This window comes from Alkalihalobacillus sp. CinArs1, from assembly GCF_947387515.1.
Lineage (GTDB): Bacteria > Bacillota > Bacilli > Bacillales > Guptibacillaceae > Guptibacillus.
Map to the genome: position 1 here is coordinate 86,525 of NZ_CANDOB010000004.1, position 18,182 is coordinate 104,706.

20 protein-coding genes are annotated in these 18,182 nt (G+C 42.4%); 18 read left to right on the plus strand and 2 right to left on the minus strand.

The annotated features are described in order from the left end of the window. Positions 1–348 precede the first annotated feature (348 nt). The 3 genes from tkt (at position 349) to PFZ69_RS17910 (ending at position 4,131) form a co-directional block, all read left to right on the plus strand. The gene (gene tkt / locus PFZ69_RS17900) at positions 349–2,349 is read left to right on the plus strand and encodes a transketolase (protein WP_270182468.1); all 2,001 of its coding nucleotides are present in this window, start codon (positions 349–351) and stop codon (positions 2,347–2,349) included. Between the two features lie 94 nt (positions 2,350–2,443). After that, a complete protein-coding gene (locus tag PFZ69_RS17905) occupies positions 2,444–3,391 on the plus strand; it encodes a sugar-binding transcriptional regulator (protein WP_270182469.1) in 948 nt (315 codons plus the stop codon). A 5-nt stretch (positions 3,392–3,396) separates the two neighbouring features. After that, positions 3,397–4,131: an MBL fold metallo-hydrolase gene (locus tag PFZ69_RS17910; RefSeq protein WP_270182470.1), complete on the plus strand. Its 735-nt coding sequence runs from the start codon at positions 3,397–3,399 to the stop codon at positions 4,129–4,131. Between the two features lie 40 nt (positions 4,132–4,171). Here PFZ69_RS17910 and PFZ69_RS17915 read toward each other — a convergent pair whose 3' ends face one another. Then, the gene (locus PFZ69_RS17915) at positions 4,172–4,363 is read right to left on the minus strand and encodes a hypothetical protein (RefSeq protein WP_270182471.1); all 192 of its coding nucleotides are present in this window, start codon (positions 4,361–4,363) and stop codon (positions 4,172–4,174) included. A gap of 156 nt (positions 4,364–4,519) precedes the next feature. Here PFZ69_RS17915 and PFZ69_RS17920 point away from each other — a divergent pair, with 156 nt between their 5' ends. The 10 genes from PFZ69_RS17920 to paaX all read left to right on the plus strand — a co-directional run bounded on the left by PFZ69_RS17920 (position 4,520) and on the right by paaX (position 12,893). After that, entirely contained in the window at positions 4,520–5,509 is a 990-nt protein-coding gene (locus tag PFZ69_RS17920) for a lipoate--protein ligase (RefSeq protein ID WP_270182472.1), read from the plus strand. 147 nt (positions 5,510–5,656) lie between these two features. After that, positions 5,657–7,183, plus strand: coding sequence for a fatty acid--CoA ligase family protein (locus PFZ69_RS17925; protein WP_270182473.1), 1,527 nt, complete (start codon positions 5,657–5,659; stop codon positions 7,181–7,183). 123 nt (positions 7,184–7,306) lie between these two features. Continuing rightward, positions 7,307–8,254 carry a 1,2-phenylacetyl-CoA epoxidase subunit PaaA gene (gene paaA / locus PFZ69_RS17930; RefSeq protein ID WP_270182474.1) on the plus strand — a complete coding sequence of 316 codons (948 nt, stop codon included), beginning with the start codon at positions 7,307–7,309 and terminating at the stop codon, positions 8,252–8,254. Between the two features lie 15 nt (positions 8,255–8,269). Next, positions 8,270–8,611, plus strand: coding sequence for a 1,2-phenylacetyl-CoA epoxidase subunit PaaB (paaB, locus tag PFZ69_RS17935; protein WP_270182475.1), 342 nt, complete (start codon positions 8,270–8,272; stop codon positions 8,609–8,611). After that, complete coding sequence (paaC, locus tag PFZ69_RS17940) at positions 8,611–9,387, plus strand: 1,2-phenylacetyl-CoA epoxidase subunit PaaC (RefSeq protein WP_270182476.1); 777 nt, start codon at positions 8,611–8,613, stop codon at positions 9,385–9,387. Before paaB ends, paaC begins: the two co-directional genes overlap by 1 nt. A gap of 18 nt (positions 9,388–9,405) precedes the next feature. After that, entirely contained in the window at positions 9,406–9,879 is a 474-nt protein-coding gene (gene paaD / locus PFZ69_RS17945) for a 1,2-phenylacetyl-CoA epoxidase subunit PaaD (RefSeq protein ID WP_270182477.1), read from the plus strand. A 26-nt stretch (positions 9,880–9,905) separates the two neighbouring features. Continuing rightward, positions 9,906–10,229 carry an EthD family reductase gene (locus PFZ69_RS17950; RefSeq protein WP_270182478.1) on the plus strand — a complete coding sequence of 108 codons (324 nt, stop codon included), beginning with the start codon at positions 9,906–9,908 and terminating at the stop codon, positions 10,227–10,229. A 15-nt stretch (positions 10,230–10,244) separates the two neighbouring features. After that, positions 10,245–11,018 carry an enoyl-CoA hydratase-related protein gene (locus tag PFZ69_RS17955; RefSeq protein ID WP_270182479.1) on the plus strand — a complete coding sequence of 258 codons (774 nt, stop codon included), beginning with the start codon at positions 10,245–10,247 and terminating at the stop codon, positions 11,016–11,018. Positions 11,019–11,139: 121 nt separating this feature from the next. Beyond that, on the plus strand, positions 11,140–11,916 hold the full coding sequence (locus PFZ69_RS17960; RefSeq protein WP_270182480.1) for an enoyl-CoA hydratase-related protein: 777 nt from the start codon (positions 11,140–11,142) through the stop codon (positions 11,914–11,916). A gap of 86 nt (positions 11,917–12,002) precedes the next feature. Then, entirely contained in the window at positions 12,003–12,893 is an 891-nt protein-coding gene (gene paaX, locus PFZ69_RS17965; protein ID WP_270182481.1) for a phenylacetic acid degradation operon negative regulatory protein PaaX, read from the plus strand. Between the two features lie 33 nt (positions 12,894–12,926). On the opposite strand, the gene PFZ69_RS17970 is transcribed toward paaX, so the two are convergent. Further along, positions 12,927–13,457, minus strand: a complete 531-nt coding sequence (locus PFZ69_RS17970; RefSeq protein WP_270182482.1) for a gamma carbonic anhydrase family protein — start codon at positions 13,455–13,457, stop codon at positions 12,927–12,929. A 128-nt stretch (positions 13,458–13,585) separates the two neighbouring features. Between PFZ69_RS17970 and PFZ69_RS17975 the strand changes: the two genes are divergently transcribed. The 5 genes from PFZ69_RS17975 to PFZ69_RS17995 all read left to right on the plus strand — a co-directional run bounded on the left by PFZ69_RS17975 (position 13,586) and on the right by PFZ69_RS17995 (position 18,167). Continuing rightward, entirely contained in the window at positions 13,586–14,560 is a 975-nt protein-coding gene (locus PFZ69_RS17975) for an NAD(P)H-dependent flavin oxidoreductase (protein WP_270182483.1), read from the plus strand. A 163-nt stretch (positions 14,561–14,723) separates the two neighbouring features. After that, positions 14,724–15,740, plus strand: a complete 1,017-nt coding sequence (locus tag PFZ69_RS17980; protein ID WP_442865219.1) for an ABC transporter substrate-binding protein — start codon at positions 14,724–14,726, stop codon at positions 15,738–15,740. An 85-nt stretch (positions 15,741–15,825) separates the two neighbouring features. After that, complete coding sequence (locus PFZ69_RS17985; RefSeq protein WP_270182484.1) at positions 15,826–16,851, plus strand: ABC transporter permease; 1,026 nt, start codon at positions 15,826–15,828, stop codon at positions 16,849–16,851. Beyond that, a complete protein-coding gene (locus PFZ69_RS17990; protein WP_270182485.1) occupies positions 16,817–17,611 on the plus strand; it encodes an ABC transporter ATP-binding protein in 795 nt (264 codons plus the stop codon). Before PFZ69_RS17985 ends, PFZ69_RS17990 begins: the two co-directional genes overlap by 35 nt. A 160-nt stretch (positions 17,612–17,771) precedes the next feature. Further along, positions 17,772–18,167 (plus strand): thioesterase family protein, encoded by a 396-nt coding sequence (locus PFZ69_RS17995; protein ID WP_270182486.1) that lies wholly within the window; start codon positions 17,772–17,774, stop codon positions 18,165–18,167. Positions 18,168–18,182: the final 15 nt, after the last annotated feature.

Sequence of the window (18,182 nt, forward strand, 5' to 3'; positions counted from 1 at the left end):
AATACCGCGAGACTCCTGCGGAAAAACGGGCGACCGAGACCCCGGAGCGTTCTTTGCGAGGAGGCTCGGGCGTTCGTCCGCGGAAAGCGAGCGGTATTTGCACCTACGGTAGGTACCCAGTGTATTTTACAAACTGAAGACAGCTAAATATTATTTTCTTTTGGATAATAAAACTTTCATGATTGAAAACTCATTTTCGAGGGAAGATAATTTTGTGGTCTAGATGTTTTTTTGTAAAATCAGACATCTTTCCTTTTTCTTTTTCGAGCACTGATGTATAATAATGAATGTACATTTGTTCAAAAGACATTTTACTAAATTTCACAATAAAAAAAGGAGTGTATACATATGACAACAAATCAAATGGATTCACTTGCAGTAAATACAATTCGTACTTTATCCATCGATGCAGTCGAAAAGGCTAACTCTGGACATCCAGGAATGCCGATGGGAGCTGCGCCGATGGCATATACATTATGGAGCCAGTTCATGGATCACAGTCCATCTAACCCAGAGTGGTTTAACCGTGATCGTTTCGTCCTTTCAGCAGGACACGGCTCAGCGCTACTCTATAGCATGCTTCACTTGTTCGGCTACGATGTTAGCATGGAAGATCTTAAATCTTTCCGTCAATGGGGTAGTAACACTCCAGGACACCCTGAGTTTGGTGAAACTCCAGGAGTCGATGCTACGACTGGTCCATTAGGACAAGGACTTGCAATGTCAGTCGGAATGGCTATGGCAGAGCGTCATCTAGCAGCGACATACAACAGAGATGACTTTAACGTGATCGATCACTACACTTATAGCATTTGTGGTGACGGAGACTTAATGGAAGGTGTTTCATCTGAATCAGCTTCATTAGCTGGTCACCTTAAGCTTGGCCGTCTAATCGTTATGTATGATTCGAACGATATCTCTCTTGACGGTGAATTAAACCAGTCATTCTCAGAAGATGTTCAAAAGCGTTATGAAGCTTATGGCTGGCAAGTGATTCGCGTTGAAGACGGTAACGATATGGCAGCAATTGCTGATGCTCTAAAACAAGCGAAGAGCAACACAGAGCAGCCAACTATGATCGAAGTGAAGACAACGATCGGTTATGGTTCTCCGAATAAAGGTGGAAGCAACACATCTCATGGTGCACCACTTGGATCAGATGAAATTTCTCTAGTAAAAGAAAACTACAACTGGTCTTATGAAAATGACTTCCATATTCCTGAAGAAGTGAAGAGTGTCTTCGCAGAGCTTAAGGAAGAAGGAGATAAGAAAGAGAAGCAGTGGAACGATCTTTTCGCTAGCTATAAAGAAAAATACCCTGAACTAGCTGCACAGTTGACAGCAGCGATCAAAGGGGAGCTTCCTGAAGGATGGGATAGTGAAATTCCTTCTTATGAAAAAGGTACGAGCACTGCTTCACGTGCTGCATCTGGTGAAGTACTAAATGCGATCGCTAAGAACAATCCACAAATCTTCGGTGGCTCTGCTGACCTAGCTTCTTCTAACAAGACGATGCTTAAGGGCGAGAATGATTTCTCAGCAGCAGATTATAGCGGAAGAAATATCTGGTTCGGTGTTCGTGAATTCGGAATGGCAGCTGCGATGAACGGTATCGCACTTCACAAAGGTCTTAAGATCTTTGGCGCGACATTCTTTGTATTCTCTGATTACCTTCGTCCTGCACTTCGTTTATCAGCATTGATGGGTGTACCAGCAACATATGTGTTCACTCACGATAGCGTAGCAGTTGGTGAAGATGGACCAACGCATGAGCCTGTAGAGCAGCTAGCTTCTCTTCGTGCGATGCCTGGATTATCTGTTATCAGACCAGCTGATGGTAACGAAACGGCTGCGGCTTGGAAAGTAGCACTAGAATCTTCTAAGAATCCTACAGCACTTGTTTTGTCTCGTCAGAACCTTCCTGTAGTAACTGACTCTCACGAAGAAGCTTACGAAGGCGTTAAGCGTGGTGCTTACATCGTGGAAGGCAGCACAAATGCGGATGCTCTTCTACTCGCATCTGGTTCTGAGGTTGGTCTTGCAGTTGAAGCACAAAAGCTTCTTGAAAAAGAAGGAATCACGGCTTCTGTAGTTAGCATGCCAAGCTGGGATCTTTTCGAACAGCAGTCAGAAGACTACAAGAAAACAGTGTTGCCTGATGATGTAACTGTTCGTCTTGGAATTGAAATGGGAGCATCCATGGGCTGGGATCGCTATGTAGGACAACAAGGTGATGTCCTAGCGATCGACCGTTTCGGAGCTTCAGCACCAGGAAATACGGTCATCAAAGAATTTGGCTTCACTCCAGAAAACGTCGTTAAAAGAGTAAAAGCAATGCTATCAAGATAACACTTGAGAGGCTTTCAGAAGGCGAAAAGGTCTTTCTGAAAGCCTTTTTTAAAGGTGTTTAGGTGGCAAATAATACGGAATTACAGGTGTTGCTATGGATAAGGGAAAACTTGAAAAGGTTGTAGAGGCAGCCCGCTTATATTATCAGCTTGATTTCAGTCAGCAAGAAATCGCCAGCAAGTTGTCGGTATCTAGGCCAACCGTATCCAGGCTGTTGAAACAAGCGAAAGCGGAAGGTGTCGTGGAGATAACCATTCATGATCCTTCTGAGGATGTCCATCGATTAAGCACCGAGCTCGTCGAGGCTTTTGGCCTGATGGACGCCGAAGTGACCATCGTTCCCCAATATGAAGACAGTATCGTAAAACACCATGTGGGAAAGACAGCTGCTCTGTATCTTAATGACACGATAAAAGATAATGATCTAATTGGAGTTTCCTGGGGAACGACCTTACATGAGGTGGGGAAAAACCTCCGTCATAAATTATTGAAGAATGTGACTGTCGTTCAGTTAAATGGTGGGATCAGCTATTCAGAAACCAATACGTTTGCATATGAAGTTATACAGATGCTCAGTCGTTCGTTCCATGCAGCGGGTCACTTCTTACCTGTACCTGCTATCGTAGATCAGCTGCTTGTGAAAGAGACGATGGAGGCTGATCGACATATTCGGAAGGTACTCGATATGGGGCGCGATGCGAACGTAGCTCTCTTTAGCGTAGGCATTCCAACAAAAGATTCTGTAATCGTTCAAGCAGAGTATGTGAGTGAGGAAGAATTAGATGTCATCCACTCAAGGTCTGTCGGTGAAATCTGCTCTCGTTTTTTCGATCGCAATGGACGGCCGATTCATAAGGATTTAAATGATCGGACAATAGGAATCGACCTAGAAGAACTTTCGAAAAAGGAAAAATCGATTTTGATCGCGGGCGGTCCAAAGAAGGTAGAGGCCATTTTTGGGGCGTTAAAAGGCGGCTATGCAAACATTTTAATTACTGATCAATATACTGCAAGAGCATTACTTGAGTTGAAAGGAGCGTGAAAAAGATGAAAGTGACAGTTCTCGGCCCGTGGGGAGGATATCCTAAAGTGGGAGAAGCTAGCGCTGGTTATCTTGTACAATCAGACGGCTTTAACTTACTAGTAGATTGCGGTAGTGGAGTCTTGGCACAGCTACAGCACTATCTGTCTGTTGAGGAGCTGAATGCCGTAGTGATCAGTCATTATCATCCTGATCACATCGCGGATATCGGTGTTCTCTATCATGGAAGGCTCATACAATCAAAGATTGGTAAGGAACTTCCTGAGCTGCCGATTTATGCGCCTCCTCATGATAAAGCAGAATTTAAACGACTCAGTCATGAACCATATACAGTGGCAAAACCTTATAAGGAAGACGAAGAGCTTACGATTGGCCCATTTACGATTACGTTCCTCAAAACGAAGCATCCAGTGACTTGTTTTGCTATGAGAATTACGGATGAACAAACAAGCATGGTGTTTACTGCAGATTCAAGTTATATGAAAGAGTTCGAAGCGTTTGCACGAGATGCTGATCTCTTTATATGTGAATGTAATCTATACAGTCATATGGACGGGACCGCCATGGGTCATATGAATAGTACGGATGCGGCGACAATTGCAAATTCAGCGAATGTGGGCACGCTAATGCTAACTCACCTGCCACACTTTGGTGTGTTAGAAGAGTTAGAGGACGATGCGAAGAAGTATTTTGATGGAGAAGTTGTCCTTGCGAAAAGTGGATTAACGTGGGAAAGATGAGTAAAGGACTGGAGGGGTTCCCTTCAGTCCTTTTGAAATATTAATCTAGATTTGATTCGAGTTTACCGTTCATATCCATTAAGAAACCAATTTCTCTTCCAAGAAGTCTTGCGATTTCCTTACACTTTTTTTCGCCTTCTGCTTTAATTTGCTCTATCGTTAAGCTTGAATTTAAACTCGAAGCACCTACAATAACTGGGATATCCCCTTTTTCGTAATACACAATCTTCATTTGTGCTCCTCCTCTTTTGCGTTTACTAGAAGTATTCGTAGCATAGGACAAAAGAACGGGGAGGAAGCGCATAACATTTTATGGGAGAGCGTAGGTTTTTTGCTTAGTTTAAGACAATTCATTACAATAGAATCAGTACAAACTGGAGGGAATGCTATGCGGTATATCGATAATGAAAACATTATGGATGCTGGGATTAACCTGGCTATTGAAGAATACATTCTAAAAGAACTCGACCCTGATGAAACCTATCTGCTCTTTTACTCAATGAATCCTACGGTAATTGTCGGAAAGAATCAGAACACGATCGAACAGATCGATACTGCTTATATTCGAGAGAATGATGTTGATGTCATCAGACGTCTCTCAGGTGGCGGAGCCGTGTACAATGATCAGGGTAATCTAAGCTTTAGTATTATCACGAAAGACGATGGAAATAGTTTTCACAACTATAAAAAGTTCACTGACCCAGTCGTAAAAGCATTACATAAGATGGGAGTAGAAGCTGAGTTAAGCGGGAGGAACGATCTTCTCGTAAACGGAAAAAAGATATCAGGGAATGCTCAGTTTTCAACGAAAGGTAGAATGTATAGTCATGGAACATTGATGTTTGATGTGAATCTAGAAAACGTCGTAAAAGCATTAAAAGTAAACAAAGAGAAGATAGAATCAAAGGGAATTAAATCGATCCGAAGCAGAGTGACGAACATCAGTGAGCATATGGACGACGATATGACTCGTGAAGTATTTAAACAAAAGCTATTGGATTCAATTTTTGAAGAGTATGATACTATCCCCACCTATCAGCTAACTGAGGAAGATTGGCAGAAAATACATGAGATTGCAGAGAAGCGATATAAGAATTGGGATTGGAACTATGGACGGTCCCCAAAATTCAACGTTCAGCATTCAAAGCGGTTCTCAATCGGATCGATCGATGTTAGGTTAGAAGTGAAGAAGGGTTACATTAAGGAAGCAACGATTTTTGGAGACTTCTTCGGGGTAGGAGATGTAAAAGAGTTAGAACAACGTCTAAACGATACCAGGTATGATCCAGCGTCCATTCGAGATGCGATTGAAGATATTGATGTAAAACATTATTTTGGAAATATTACTGAAGAAGAATTTATAAATCTTCTTTATTAACGGATAGGAGCTGATATATCAGCTCCTATTTCTATTGGATCGAGCTGGAAAGAGGATTCCCCCCTTGCTTGATAAATTTTCTTCCAATATAATATATTTAGAAAATTAAAAATGAATGACTATTCATTCATATCAGGAGGAGAGCGAATGAATCTTTCGGAACAACTGAAACGAGCCGCATTATCGCATCCAAATAAACAAGCGTATATTTATGAGGATGAGGCAGTAACGTATGAACAGCTTGACCAGAAAGTATCTCTTTTCGCAGCAAACCTTGCAGCTGAGGATATCAACAAAGGCGATCACGTGGCATTAATACTTGGAAATTCACCAGAATTTCTCATCAGTTATTATGGCGTATTACGAGCGGGTGCAGTTGTCATTCCAATCAATCCGGTCTATACCCCTAGTGAGATCGGCTATTTGCTTCACAATGGAGATGTTAAGGCGATCGTAACGCTCGAACAAGCATTACCCCTTGTAGAAGGTATGGCAGGTCAGCTTCCTGGAGTGAACCTCGTTACGTATGTAGGAGAAGGAACGGATTCAAAGGTCATTTCAAACATAAAATTGAAACCGTTTACAAGTATGGTTGCCGAAGAAGGAAACCCTGTACCATCTCTTCACACAGAAGAAGATGATGTTGCAGTGATTCTCTATACATCGGGGACAACTGGTCGACCAAAAGGAGCGATGTTATCTCACAAAAATATCGTGAGTAATGCTTCTGACACAGCCGATTATCTTGAGTTTAATTCTGACGACGTCGTTATCACAGCCCTCCCAATGTTCCATGTATTTTGTATGACCGTTTCTATGAATGCTCCTCTTATTTCAGGTGGAACACTTCTGATCATGCCGAAATTTAGTCCACAAGAAGTATTTCGTGTTGCTGAAAAGTACAAAGCAACCGTTTTTGCAGGTGTTCCAACGATGTATAATTTTCTCTATCAGTATCCAGAAGGACGAAGTGAATATTTTAAGCATGTTAGGATATGTATTTCTGGAGGTTCACCGCTGCCTGTTGCGCTCCTTCATCGCTTTGAAGAAAAGTTCAACGTAAGAGTATCTGAAGGGTACGGATTATCTGAAGCGGCACCGGTTACATGTTTCAATCCGTTAGATCGTCCGAGAAAGCCTGGTTCAATCGGCACGAATATTACGAATGTAGAGAATAAAGTAGTAGATGAGCTAGGTCAAGAAGTGTCTCCTGGTGTCGTTGGTGAACTTATTGTAAAAGGTCCTAATGTCATGACGGGCTATTACAAGCTCCCTGAAGATACGTCTGCAACAATTAGAGACGGCTGGCTTTATACCGGAGACCTCGCAAAGATGGATGAAGAAGGGTATTTCTATATTGTAGATCGTAAAAAAGACCTCGTGATCGTAGGCGGATATAATGTCTACCCGAGAGAAGTGGAAGAGGTATTATACCAGCATCCAGGTATTGTGGAAGCAGCTGTTGTAGGAGTACCCGACCCTGATTTCGGAGAAGCGGTACAAGCCTTTATCGTTTCAAAAGACACGCTTACGGAAGAGGATGTAAAGACCTATTGTAGGGAACATCTTGCGAAATATAAATGCCCAACGATCGTCGAGTTTATCGATGAACTACCGAAGAACACTACTGGAAAGATTCTAAGGAAAGCGTTAAGAAAGCATGTAAATGCGTAGAAACAAAGAAGTCGGCTGAGAGCCGGCTTTTTTATTTCGAAAAGTATTCAGAAAATATTTGATATTTATATAACAATAAAATATAATGACGTTAAATAAACGTTATATTGGAGGTGTGTGGGTATGGAAGCTGTTTATCAGCAAAATATTGATCATTTCATGGATAGAATTAACAATGGCGAAAAAATCGAAGCGGACGATTGGATGCCAGATGAGTATCGTGAAGCATTGATCCGTTTGATATCAATGCATGGAATCAGTGAAATAATGGGGGCACTTCCCGAGAAGGAATGGGTTCCAAAAGCACCTACGCTTCATCGAAAATTAGCGATCATGGCAAAGGTTCAGGATGAGATGGGGCATGGGCAGCTTTTACTTCGTGTAGCTGAAGATTTAATGGCACCGCTTGGAAAGAATAGAGATGACATCATGAAGGACCTGTTCTCAGGACGCTTAAAGTTTCACAACGTGTTTCATATGGAGGCACCAACGTGGGGCGATGCGGGAATAATTGCATGGCTAGTGGATGGTGCTGCGATCATCTCACAAACGATGATGCTAGGCACTTCTTATGGACCATATGGAAGAGCTCTGAAACGGATTTGTGCTGAGGAGGTCTTTCATGCGCAGCATGGCGAGAGCATCATCATGGCACTTGCAGAAGGCACAGAAGAGCAAAGGGAACTTTTGCAGGACGCGCTAAACAGATGGTGGACGTCGCTCCTAATGTTCTTCGGTCCTAAATCAAAAAATGAAACGGGTCACTCGAATCAAGATAAAAACATGCAGTACAAACTGCGTACGAAAACGAATGAAGAGCTACGCCAGGAATTTTTAACGAAATATGTTCCAAGAATCTGGGCGTTAGGATTAACGATTCCAGATCCTACATTAAAATTTGATGAAGAAAAATCAGAGTGGGAGTACGCAGATCCTGATTGGTCGGAATTTAAGAAAATCGTTACTGGAAATGGTCCGAAGTCTAAAGAACGACTAGCGCTTAGAGTGCGCTCATATGAAATGAATAGCTGGGTGCGTGAGGCGCTTGGTAAAAGACCACAGCATATATAGAGAGGTGTTCTTGAAGTGAGTGAAGGTGAAAAGGATTTCTACCAAGTTTATGAAGTGTTTAGTAAGAAGAATGACAAAGCGCCGCTACAGTACCAATTCAGCCTGCTTGCTCCAAATCGTGAGCTTGCTTTTATCATGGCAAAGGAAAACTTCTTCCGACGAGAACAGCCTGCAGATATCTGGGTCGTAAAACGAGACGATATCCGAACGATGACACAAGAAGAACGAGAGGGAATGAAGAATCTCGATAAATCTTATAGAGAAACAAAAGGATATGGTTACTTGAAGAAAAAGTGGCGCAAATACGAACAGGAACAGCTTACTGAAAAAGATATTATGGGAGGAGGCAATCATTGATGGAGTCCGCCGAATACCGCAATAGTCTAATCGAGCTCATTTACCAGCTTGCAGATGATGATTTTATCCTTGCCTATAGAGGATCAGAGTGGTTAGGACTCGCTCCCCATATTGAAGAGGATGTCGCCTTTTCTTCGATCAGTCAGGATTTAATGGGGCATGCAACCCTCTACTATTCGTTACTCGAAGAGCTTGGTGAAGGGGACGCTGACAAACTCACACATGCGAGGTCACCTCATGACTTCCATAATGCAGTTTTATTAGAACTTCCGAACGGGCAAGGAACATATCTCGAAGAACCTAACTACGATTGGGCTTTTACTGTAGTAAGAAACTATTTCTACACGTTAGCGAAAAAAGTACGCTTGCAATCCATCAAGGAAAACTCTTATGAATCCCTTCAACAAATCGTGAAAAAGATTTCTGTCGAGATGTCGTACCACCTCATGCACTGGGAAACGTGGTTCGATCAACTAATGAACAGTACGCCAGAAGCTAAAAGAAGAATGACAGACGCGATCAATATCGTACTCAAAGAAATGAGGGGCGTTTTCTCATATGGAGAAAATGGAGAAAAGATCGTACGTCTTTCCTTGATAGAACGTGAAGAGGTACTGATTCAGAGGTGGAAGGACATTCTTAACGAGAAGGTGGACTTTAGCCTAGATATTGAAATGAGCTTAGATGGAAGAAACGGCAAGCATACTGACCACCTTGAGGGCGCGTTATCAACACTGTCAGAAGTTTATCAATCGGTACCATCAGCAGAATGGTAGTTTGAGAGGAGCTTTGTTATGACAACGAGAATGAAAGTTCTACAGAAGCTTGATTCTGTAAAAGACCCTGAAATTCCTTCGGTTAGTGTTGTCGACCTCGGTATCATTTACGATGTGAAGGTGGATGAAGGAAACGTTGAAGTAGAGGCGATGCCTACATTCTCCGGGTGTCCTGCTCTTGATATCATCAAACGAGATATTAAAGAAGCAATTGAAGCAATAGAAGGAATTACATCCGTAGAAGTGAAGTATATACGTGAACCGATATGGACCACCGATCGTGTTACGGAAAGAGGGAAGGTACAACTGAAAGATTACGGAATCGCTCCTCCAGAAGAGAGAAGCGGGGACGAATGGCGTGTTCCTTGTCCTTACTGTGACTCTGTATACACTACGATGGACAACATTTTTGGTCCAGCAGCATGTCGAAGTATTCTTTATTGTAAAAGCTGTAAAAATCCGTTTGAAGCCATGAAGCCTGTAGCAATTTAATTTTAAAATAGAAAGGTTGATGAAAGATGGTTAAAGTTATCGCATTGTATAAGCAGCCGGAGAACAAGCAGAAATTTGATGAGCATTATTTCAACACGCACGCGCCGATCACGTCAAAGATCCCAGGGTTAAAGAAGATGGAAGTAACGAGAATCGTTGGTTCTCCTATGGGAGAAAGTGAATTTTATCTACTTTGCGAGATGTACTATGAAGATCATGAATCTATGAAGGCAGGTATGAAATCACAAGAAGGAAAAGCGTCAGGAAAAGACTTGATGAGCTTTGCTGGAGATCTTGTTACGCTGATGATCGGAGAAGAAGTACACGAAACAGCTGATACTAAGCAATAGAAAAGGGGCACGAGAATGTACGAAACGATTGAATACGAAACAAGGGATCGGATTGCATGGATCCGCCTAAATCGACCAGATAAAATGAATGCGTTTACAATGGTGATGAATAAAGAAGTTCAAGAAGCGGTTGAGCGTGGCGAGGCCAATGAAGACGTACGCTGTATCGTGATTACCGGAAATGGAAGAGCATTTTGTGCAGGACAGGATTTGAATGGAGTTGACGAAGGACTCGATCATGGTGACGTACTTCGATCAGCATATAATCCTATGGTCAAGCAAGTCGTGAACTGTGAGAAACCAGTCGTTGCAGCTGTTAATGGTGTAGCTGCTGGTGCAGGGATGAGCCTTGCTCTCGCATGTGATTTCCGTCTTGCACATGAGAACGCTAGTTTTATTGAGGCATTCGTACACGTCGGGCTTGTTCCTGATTCTGGCAGCATGTATTTTTTACCTCGATTGATCGGTCATGCAAAAGCGTTAGAGCTTGCGATGCTTGGTGATAAAGTGAGTGCATCGAATGCGAAGGAACTTGGTATGGTCAACGATGTGTATGAGCATGATGCTTGGGAAGAAAAAGTCAGTAAGTTTGCTGCGCGTCTATCGAATCTACCACCTAAAGCGGTCTCACTCATCAAAGAAGGGATGGCAAAAAGTTGGGACAGCAGTCTTGAGGAAGTGCTAGAATTTGAAGCAGAAGCGCAGCGTAAAGCAGGTCGAACCAACGATCATCATGAAGGTGTAAAAGCTTTTATTGAGAAGAGACGCCCGGTGTTTCAAGGTTCATAATGCTTTAAAGAAGGAAACTGGGGGAAATATCGAGAATAATAGATGTTAGGGGGAAGGGGTCCTGGAGGTTAATTATCCTACCAGGCTCTTTCCTATGTTCTTAACTAGAGGAGGATGCAAATTGGCTGTCGTTACATATGAAGTAAAGAATCACGTAGGATACGTTACATTGAATCGTCCGGATGTTCTAAACTGCTTTAACTATGAAACGCTTTCTGTACTTCAAGGAATCATCGATGATATTTATACCGATAAGAATGTACGTGTTGTTATTTTTATGGGGGCTGGTGAAAAGGCTTTCAGTGCAGGAGCGGACTTAAAAGAAAGACGATCACTCTCTGAAAGTGAAGTGAAGCGGAACGTCAAAAAGATTCGCGAGGTATTTTCATCCGTTGAAGCTCTTCCTCAACCGACGATCGCAGCGCTCAACGGCTATGCATTCGGAGGCGGATTTGAACTCGCACTAGCATGTGACTTTCGTTATGCAGTAGAAGGAACTAAGATGGGGCTTACTGAAACGAGTCTAGGTATTATACCTGGTGCCGGTGGAACACAGAGGCTTCCACGCCTTATCGGTTCTGCTAAAGCACTCGAACTGGTATTGACCGCAAGAAAACTAACTTCAGAAGAAGCGTTTGATTATGGCATCCTGAATGGTGTCGTAAAAGTTGAAGCCTTGGTATCTCAGTGTGAGGACCTTGCTTCTGAAATTTGTAAGAATGCGCCGGTGGCTGTTCAACAAGCGAAGTTTGCAGTCCGAGAAGGCATGAATGTCGATCGACATACGGGCATGGCTATCGAATCGAAAGCGTATGAAGTGACAATTCCCACGAAGGATCGTTTAGAAGCTCTTGAAGCTTTTGCTGAGAAGCGAAAGCCTGAGTTTAAAGGAGAGTAGTTGCGATGTCCTTCGCTCTTTGGTAGTATAACATCATATTTAGGGTGCGTTTTATTAACGGTATACCTTGAGCGGAGGAAAATGTTATGAATGAAGGTTTAAATACAAGGTCGATGATCTTTACGCTGTATGGGGATTATATCCGCCACTACGGTAATGAGATTTGGATCGGAAGTTTGATCAGGCTGTTGAAGGAGTTTGGACACAATGATCAGTCAGTTCGAGCTGCAATCTCAAGAATGAACAAACAAGGATGGGTACAATCAAGAAAAGAAGGTAACAAAAGCTATTACTTCTTAACAGAGCGTGGGGTAAAACGGATCGATGAAGCGGCAAGGCGTATCTTTAAGCTTCAGCCGTTCAGTTGGGATGGAAGATGGCGCATGCTTCTTTACACGATTCCAGAAGAAAAAAGACACATTCGTGACGAGCTACGAAAAGAACTTGTCTGGAGCGGCTTTGGAAGTTCTTCTGCGAGTTTGTGGATGTCTCCTAATCATCTGGAAGAGCAAGTGGATGTATTGATCGAGAAATACGATATTAAAGAACATATTCATTTCTTTGTAGCTGATTACAAAGGTCCACACGAAAATACTGCTCTTGTGAATGAATGCTGGGATTTGAAGGACATCAGCGATAAATATCGCTCCTTTATCAAACGTTACAGTGAGAAGTTCGTCATCGATCGTAATAAGATCGAAAAAGGGAACATGACAGACGGAGAATGTTTTGTTGAAAGGGCAAAACTTGTTCATGAATATCGTAAGTTTCTATTCGTGGATCCGGGTCTTCCTCCTCAGCTGCTGCCAGATGAGTGGCCGGGAGAACATGCGGCGAAGCTATTCAGCGACTACTACCGTACGCTTGCAAAACCTTCATCACGCTTTTTTGAGGAGGTCTTTAAAGAAGGCAATGAATTGAAGAAGAAAGACGATCGTTATGATGCGCTTCAGCATCCACTATTGATCGATAGATAAAAAAAGGAACGGGCTCCCGTTCCTTTTTTGGTATCAGCGAATTTCTTCAACGCCTTCGATTTGTTCAAGAAATTCTTTTCCTTTTTTCTTGTAGGTATCAATCGTTAACTTAATCAATTCTCGATCTTTGTCAGTAAGTTCTCTAACGACTTTGCCTGGTGAGCCGAGAACCATCGTGTTTGGTGGAATCTTCTTTCCTGCAGGTATAAGTGTATTCGCTCCAATTAATGCACCTTCACCAATTTCAGCTCCGTCAAGTACGATAGCACCCATTCCAATGAGAGCACCTTTCTTTACCTTGCATCCATGAAGAATCGCGTTATGTCCAACCGAAACTTCATCTTCTAGCACAAGAGGATACCCTTCAAACAAATGGCACGTACAATTATCTTGAATGTTACATCCGTTTCCGATTGTAATCGGTGCTTCGTCTCCTCTTAATACAGTATTGAACCACACGCTTGATTCTTCTCCAATCGTAACATCCCCGATAATTTTAGCTCCTGGAGCTACGAAAACATCTTTGCCTACCGATGGTTTATGACCGTTATAAGAAATTAGCATCGAAAAAATCCTCTCTTTCTCATTTTTTTGCAGGAATTCAGTGTCTGTTTTTTGAATGTTTAGTATGAGTATAACACGTAATCTATTAAACGTAATAAATACGTTACAGGAAAAGGGGCGAAGACATCATGAATCGGATTTGTGAAACGCTATCGATCAACTATCCCATCATACAAGGGGGGATGGGAAATATCTCAAGCTCAGAACTAGCATCTGCAGTCTCGAAGGCTGGAGGTCTTGGCACGATCGGAACTGGAACGATGTCGCCAGATGAGGTCGAGAAATTATTAGTAGATATTAAAATGCTTACATCACTACCATTCGCTGTGAACATCCCGATCACCGTAACTCCATACTTTAAAGAAATGTGTGAGCTGGTAGTGAAGCATGACGTCAAAGTAGTGTCTCTCTCAGCAGGGAATCCCTCGCCACATATTTCTTTTTTTAAAGAGCATGGCATAAAAGTGATCTGCGTGACAGCGAGTGTGAAGCATGCGATGAAAGCTGAAAATGCCGGAGCAGACATCATTGTTGGAGAAGGTTTTGAAGCAGCAGGGATCAACTCATCTCTAGAGCTAACGACCTTGACGTTGATTCCTCAGTTAAAAGCTAGTGTATCCATTCCAGTCATCGCTGCTGGTGGAGTAGGAGATGGCAAAGGATTAGCGGCAGCCTTTGTGCTCGGAGCTGAAGGGGTTCAGATGGGGACAAGACTCGTCGCAACGAAAGATTCTCCGTATCATTCAAATTATTTAGATCAAATTTTGCAGTCGAAAGACACTGGTACTGTGATCGTTGGACGAAGTGTAGGCAAAGTAAGAAGGATATTAAAAACAAGTTATTCATCAATGATAGAAGAAGCAGAAAGAAATGGAGTACATCCTAACGATTTTGCCAAGATGACGGCTGAAGATAAGCACATTATTGGAGCGGTTGAAGGACGGCTGGAAGAAGGGTTCATCAATGGTGGACAAGTTAGTGGACTGATCAATTCGTTACCTACTGTGGAAGAGCTTTTTGTAACGATGATACGAGAAGCTTCAGAAACACTAAACGATCAATCCCTACAGTTCAACAAGTTTAAACAACCTAATAACGGATAAGGGGGAAGCCCTTGTCTAAGACAAATATTTTAAAAATATACAATAGTAATAATTGTTTGATAATTCGTTGACAAGTTTCACAATTGCAGTGTACCATTACGATAAAATATGACAGATAGCTACATGTAGGTTCTCATTAAATGAACAGGGGGAGAAAATGATGTTGAAATCATGGAAAAAATGGGTTGGGATTTCTCTTGTCAGTAGTGTCTTGGTGCTTGCAGGGTGTGGAAGCAACAATGCATCGTCAGACTCTGACAGCGGGGGAGAAGGGTCAGAAGATAAGATGTATACGATCGGAGTAACGCAGATCGTTGAACATCCGTCGTTGGATGCGGCATTCGAAGGCTTTAAGATGGCGCTAGAAGAGAACGGCTTTAAAGAAGGAGAGAACGTTACATACGATGTGCAAAATGCGCAGAATGATATGAACAACAGCAATACCATCGCTCAAAACTTAGTTGGAGATAATGTCGATCTGATCTTTGCAAACTCTACACCAAGTGCTCAATCAGCATTGAACGCAACGTCAGATATACCGATCATCTTCACTTCGGTTACAGATCCTGTTGGAGCGAAGCTAGTAGAATCGTTTGATAAGCCAGGAGAGAATATAACAGGTACAACTGATACTCATCCTGATGCGATTCCAAAGACGATTGAATTTATCTCGAGTGAATTCGACGCTGAGAACGTTGGGTTAATTTATAACGCTGGGGAGCAAAACTCTGTTGCACAAGTCAAAGTTGTAAAAGAAGCGCTAGAAAGTAACGGATTGAAGCCTGTTGAGAAAAGCGTTTCGACTTCAGCTGAAGTAAAGCAAGCTGCTGAAGCCCTAGTAGGAAAAGTCGATGTGATCTATATTGCTACTGACAATACGGTCGTATCTGCCCTTGAATCTGTTATCAGCGTTGCGAACGACAAAGACATTCCAATGTTTGCAGGGGAATTCGATTCTGTTGAACGAGGCGCGTTTGCTGCCTACGGATTCGACTATAAAGATATTGGGTACGAAGCAGGTTTGATGGCAGCAAAGATCTTAAATGGTGAAGCAACTGCATCTGAATTACCTGTTCAATATCCTCAAAATCTGAAGCTTAAGATGAATAAGAGTGCTGCTGAAGAAATGCGAATCGATATTAAACAAGAATGGGAGGAAGAAGGAGAATATATCGAGTAACAGGACAGGTTCGAGAAAGAAGTCAGCTTCTTTTTCGAACCATTTTTTTTACTCGTGAGAATGAAATTAAGGGGGAGGCTTACATATGGGCTCAGCATTATTTGGTGCGGTTGAATCTGGTGTGATTTATGCTATCATGGCGCTCGGTGTATATCTATCATTTCGAATATTAGACTTTCCAGATTTAACGGTAGACGGAAGCTTTGTAACTGGGGCTGCAATTGCCGCTATTCTGATCGTTAATGGAACAAATCCTTTCTTTGCAACTTTGATTGCAATCGGTGCAGGATTTTTAGCAGGATGTGTGACAGGATTACTACATACAAAAGGAAAAATAAATCCACTGCTTTCAGGGATTTTAATGATGATCGCACTTTACTCGATCAATCTCAGAATCATGGGCCGTTCGAATGTGCCCCTGTTGAACGAAGAGTCGATCTTTACAAAAGTAGAATTCATTTTCTCATCACTAGGAATTGAGTCGTTAGTAAACAGCATAGCATCGGCCGTTGGGCTAGGAGGTATCACCTCTACATGGTCGATTTTAATCAGTATGCTGTTGCTTACAGCTGTTATTAAAATCTTGACCGACTATTTCCTTAAGACGCAGGTCGGTCTTGCATTACGTGCGACAGGCGATAACAAACGAATGATTAGGAGTTTTTCAGCCAACACTGATCAACTGACAATCCTAGGTCTTGGTATTTCAAATGCTCTTGTCGCACTGTCTGGAGCGCTCATTGCGCAGTATAGTTCATTTGCAGATGTAGGAATGGGAATCGGGATGATTATTATCGGTCTTGCCTCCGTCATAATTGGAGAAGCGATATTCGGAACGAAAACGATCGCGATCACAACGTTTGCCGTTATTGGGGGAGCCATCGTTTACCGATTGGTTGTAAGTCTGGCACTTCGAGTTGATTTTCTTGAAACAGGTGATATGAAATTGATCACAGCAGTCATTGTTATCGGAGCATTGATCTTCCCGCAGTTAATCGATGGGCAAAAGGAGCGAAATCGAAAGAAACGGAAACGTCTACAGCAAACGAAACTGAAAGAGAATGGAGGAAATGAGTATGCTTCTTCTAAATCAGATTCACAAAGTGTTTAACGAAGGAACACTAGACGAGAAGGTTGCGCTAGAAGATATCGATCTAAAATTACAACCTGGTGATTTTGTAACTGTGATCGGAAGTAACGGTGCAGGAAAATCGACGTTGATGAATATGATCTCTGGCGTGTTAACTCCAGACGTAGGTGATGTTTTTATCGATGACAAGAAAGTAACGACGATGCCAGAGTATAAGCGGTCGAGGTTAATTGGGCGAGTCTTTCAAGATCCGATGGCAGGGACAGCCCCTTCGATGACGATTCAAGAGAACTTAGCGATGGCCTACTGTCGGAACCGTAGGCGTACCCTTGTAAAAGGCGTTACGAAAAAACTAAGAACCACTTTCCAGGAAGCTCTCGAAAGCCTTCACCTTGGACTTGAAGATCGACTGAACGCGAAAGTAGGATTATTATCCGGTGGAGAAAGACAAGCACTCTCTCTACTGATGGCCACGTTTACTGATCCGAAAATTCTCTTGCTTGATGAACATACGGCAGCACTCGACCCAGCTCGAGCAGAGCTCATAACTAAGCTTACAGGAGAAATCGTTGAGAAGACGGGCCTAACCACAGTGATGGTTACGCATAATATGCAACAAGCGCTAGATCTCGGAAATCGCTTGATCATGATGGACAGCGGAAAGATTATTCTAGAAGTCGATGGTGAGGACAAGCAGAATCTTACGATCGAAGCCCTGCTACATGAATTTCAAAGAATCAAAGGTTCAAAGTTGAATAGTGACAAGGCACTGCTTGGATAAACCTTGTGAACGTTACGGCTGTCGAAGTAGGTTCGGCAGCTTTTCTAACGCGAAAGGGTCGTAATTTTTTGACAATTAATTGACGGTTATTATACGTGATGTTATTATATCGTTAAATAAACGTCATATATTTTAGTGTGATGATTAGGGGATGAAGCGAGTGAAGGATGGTATCGCCATCGGACAAAAAGCAACAGTTACAACAACAGTGACATCAGAAATGTTCGCTCAGTTTGAAGGGAACGTTGTCCATCCAGCTTATTCTACCGTTTCAATGGTCTACCATATGGAATGGGCATCGAGAAAGCTCATTCTTCCATACTTAGAAGAGGAAGAAGAGGGAATTGGCGGAGGGGTCGAAATGAAGCATCTTGGGCCAGCATGTGAAGGTCAAGAGATCACGATCACCGCAACGATCACCTCATTGACGAGTAAATCAGTTATTAGCTATGTGGAAGTGAGAAGAGGATTGGATATTATTGGAACGGGATCAGTCGTTCAGTTCATCCTACCTAAGAAAGCAATAGAAGAGAAATTAGCAAATGCTAAATTGTAAGCGATTTCATTAAGG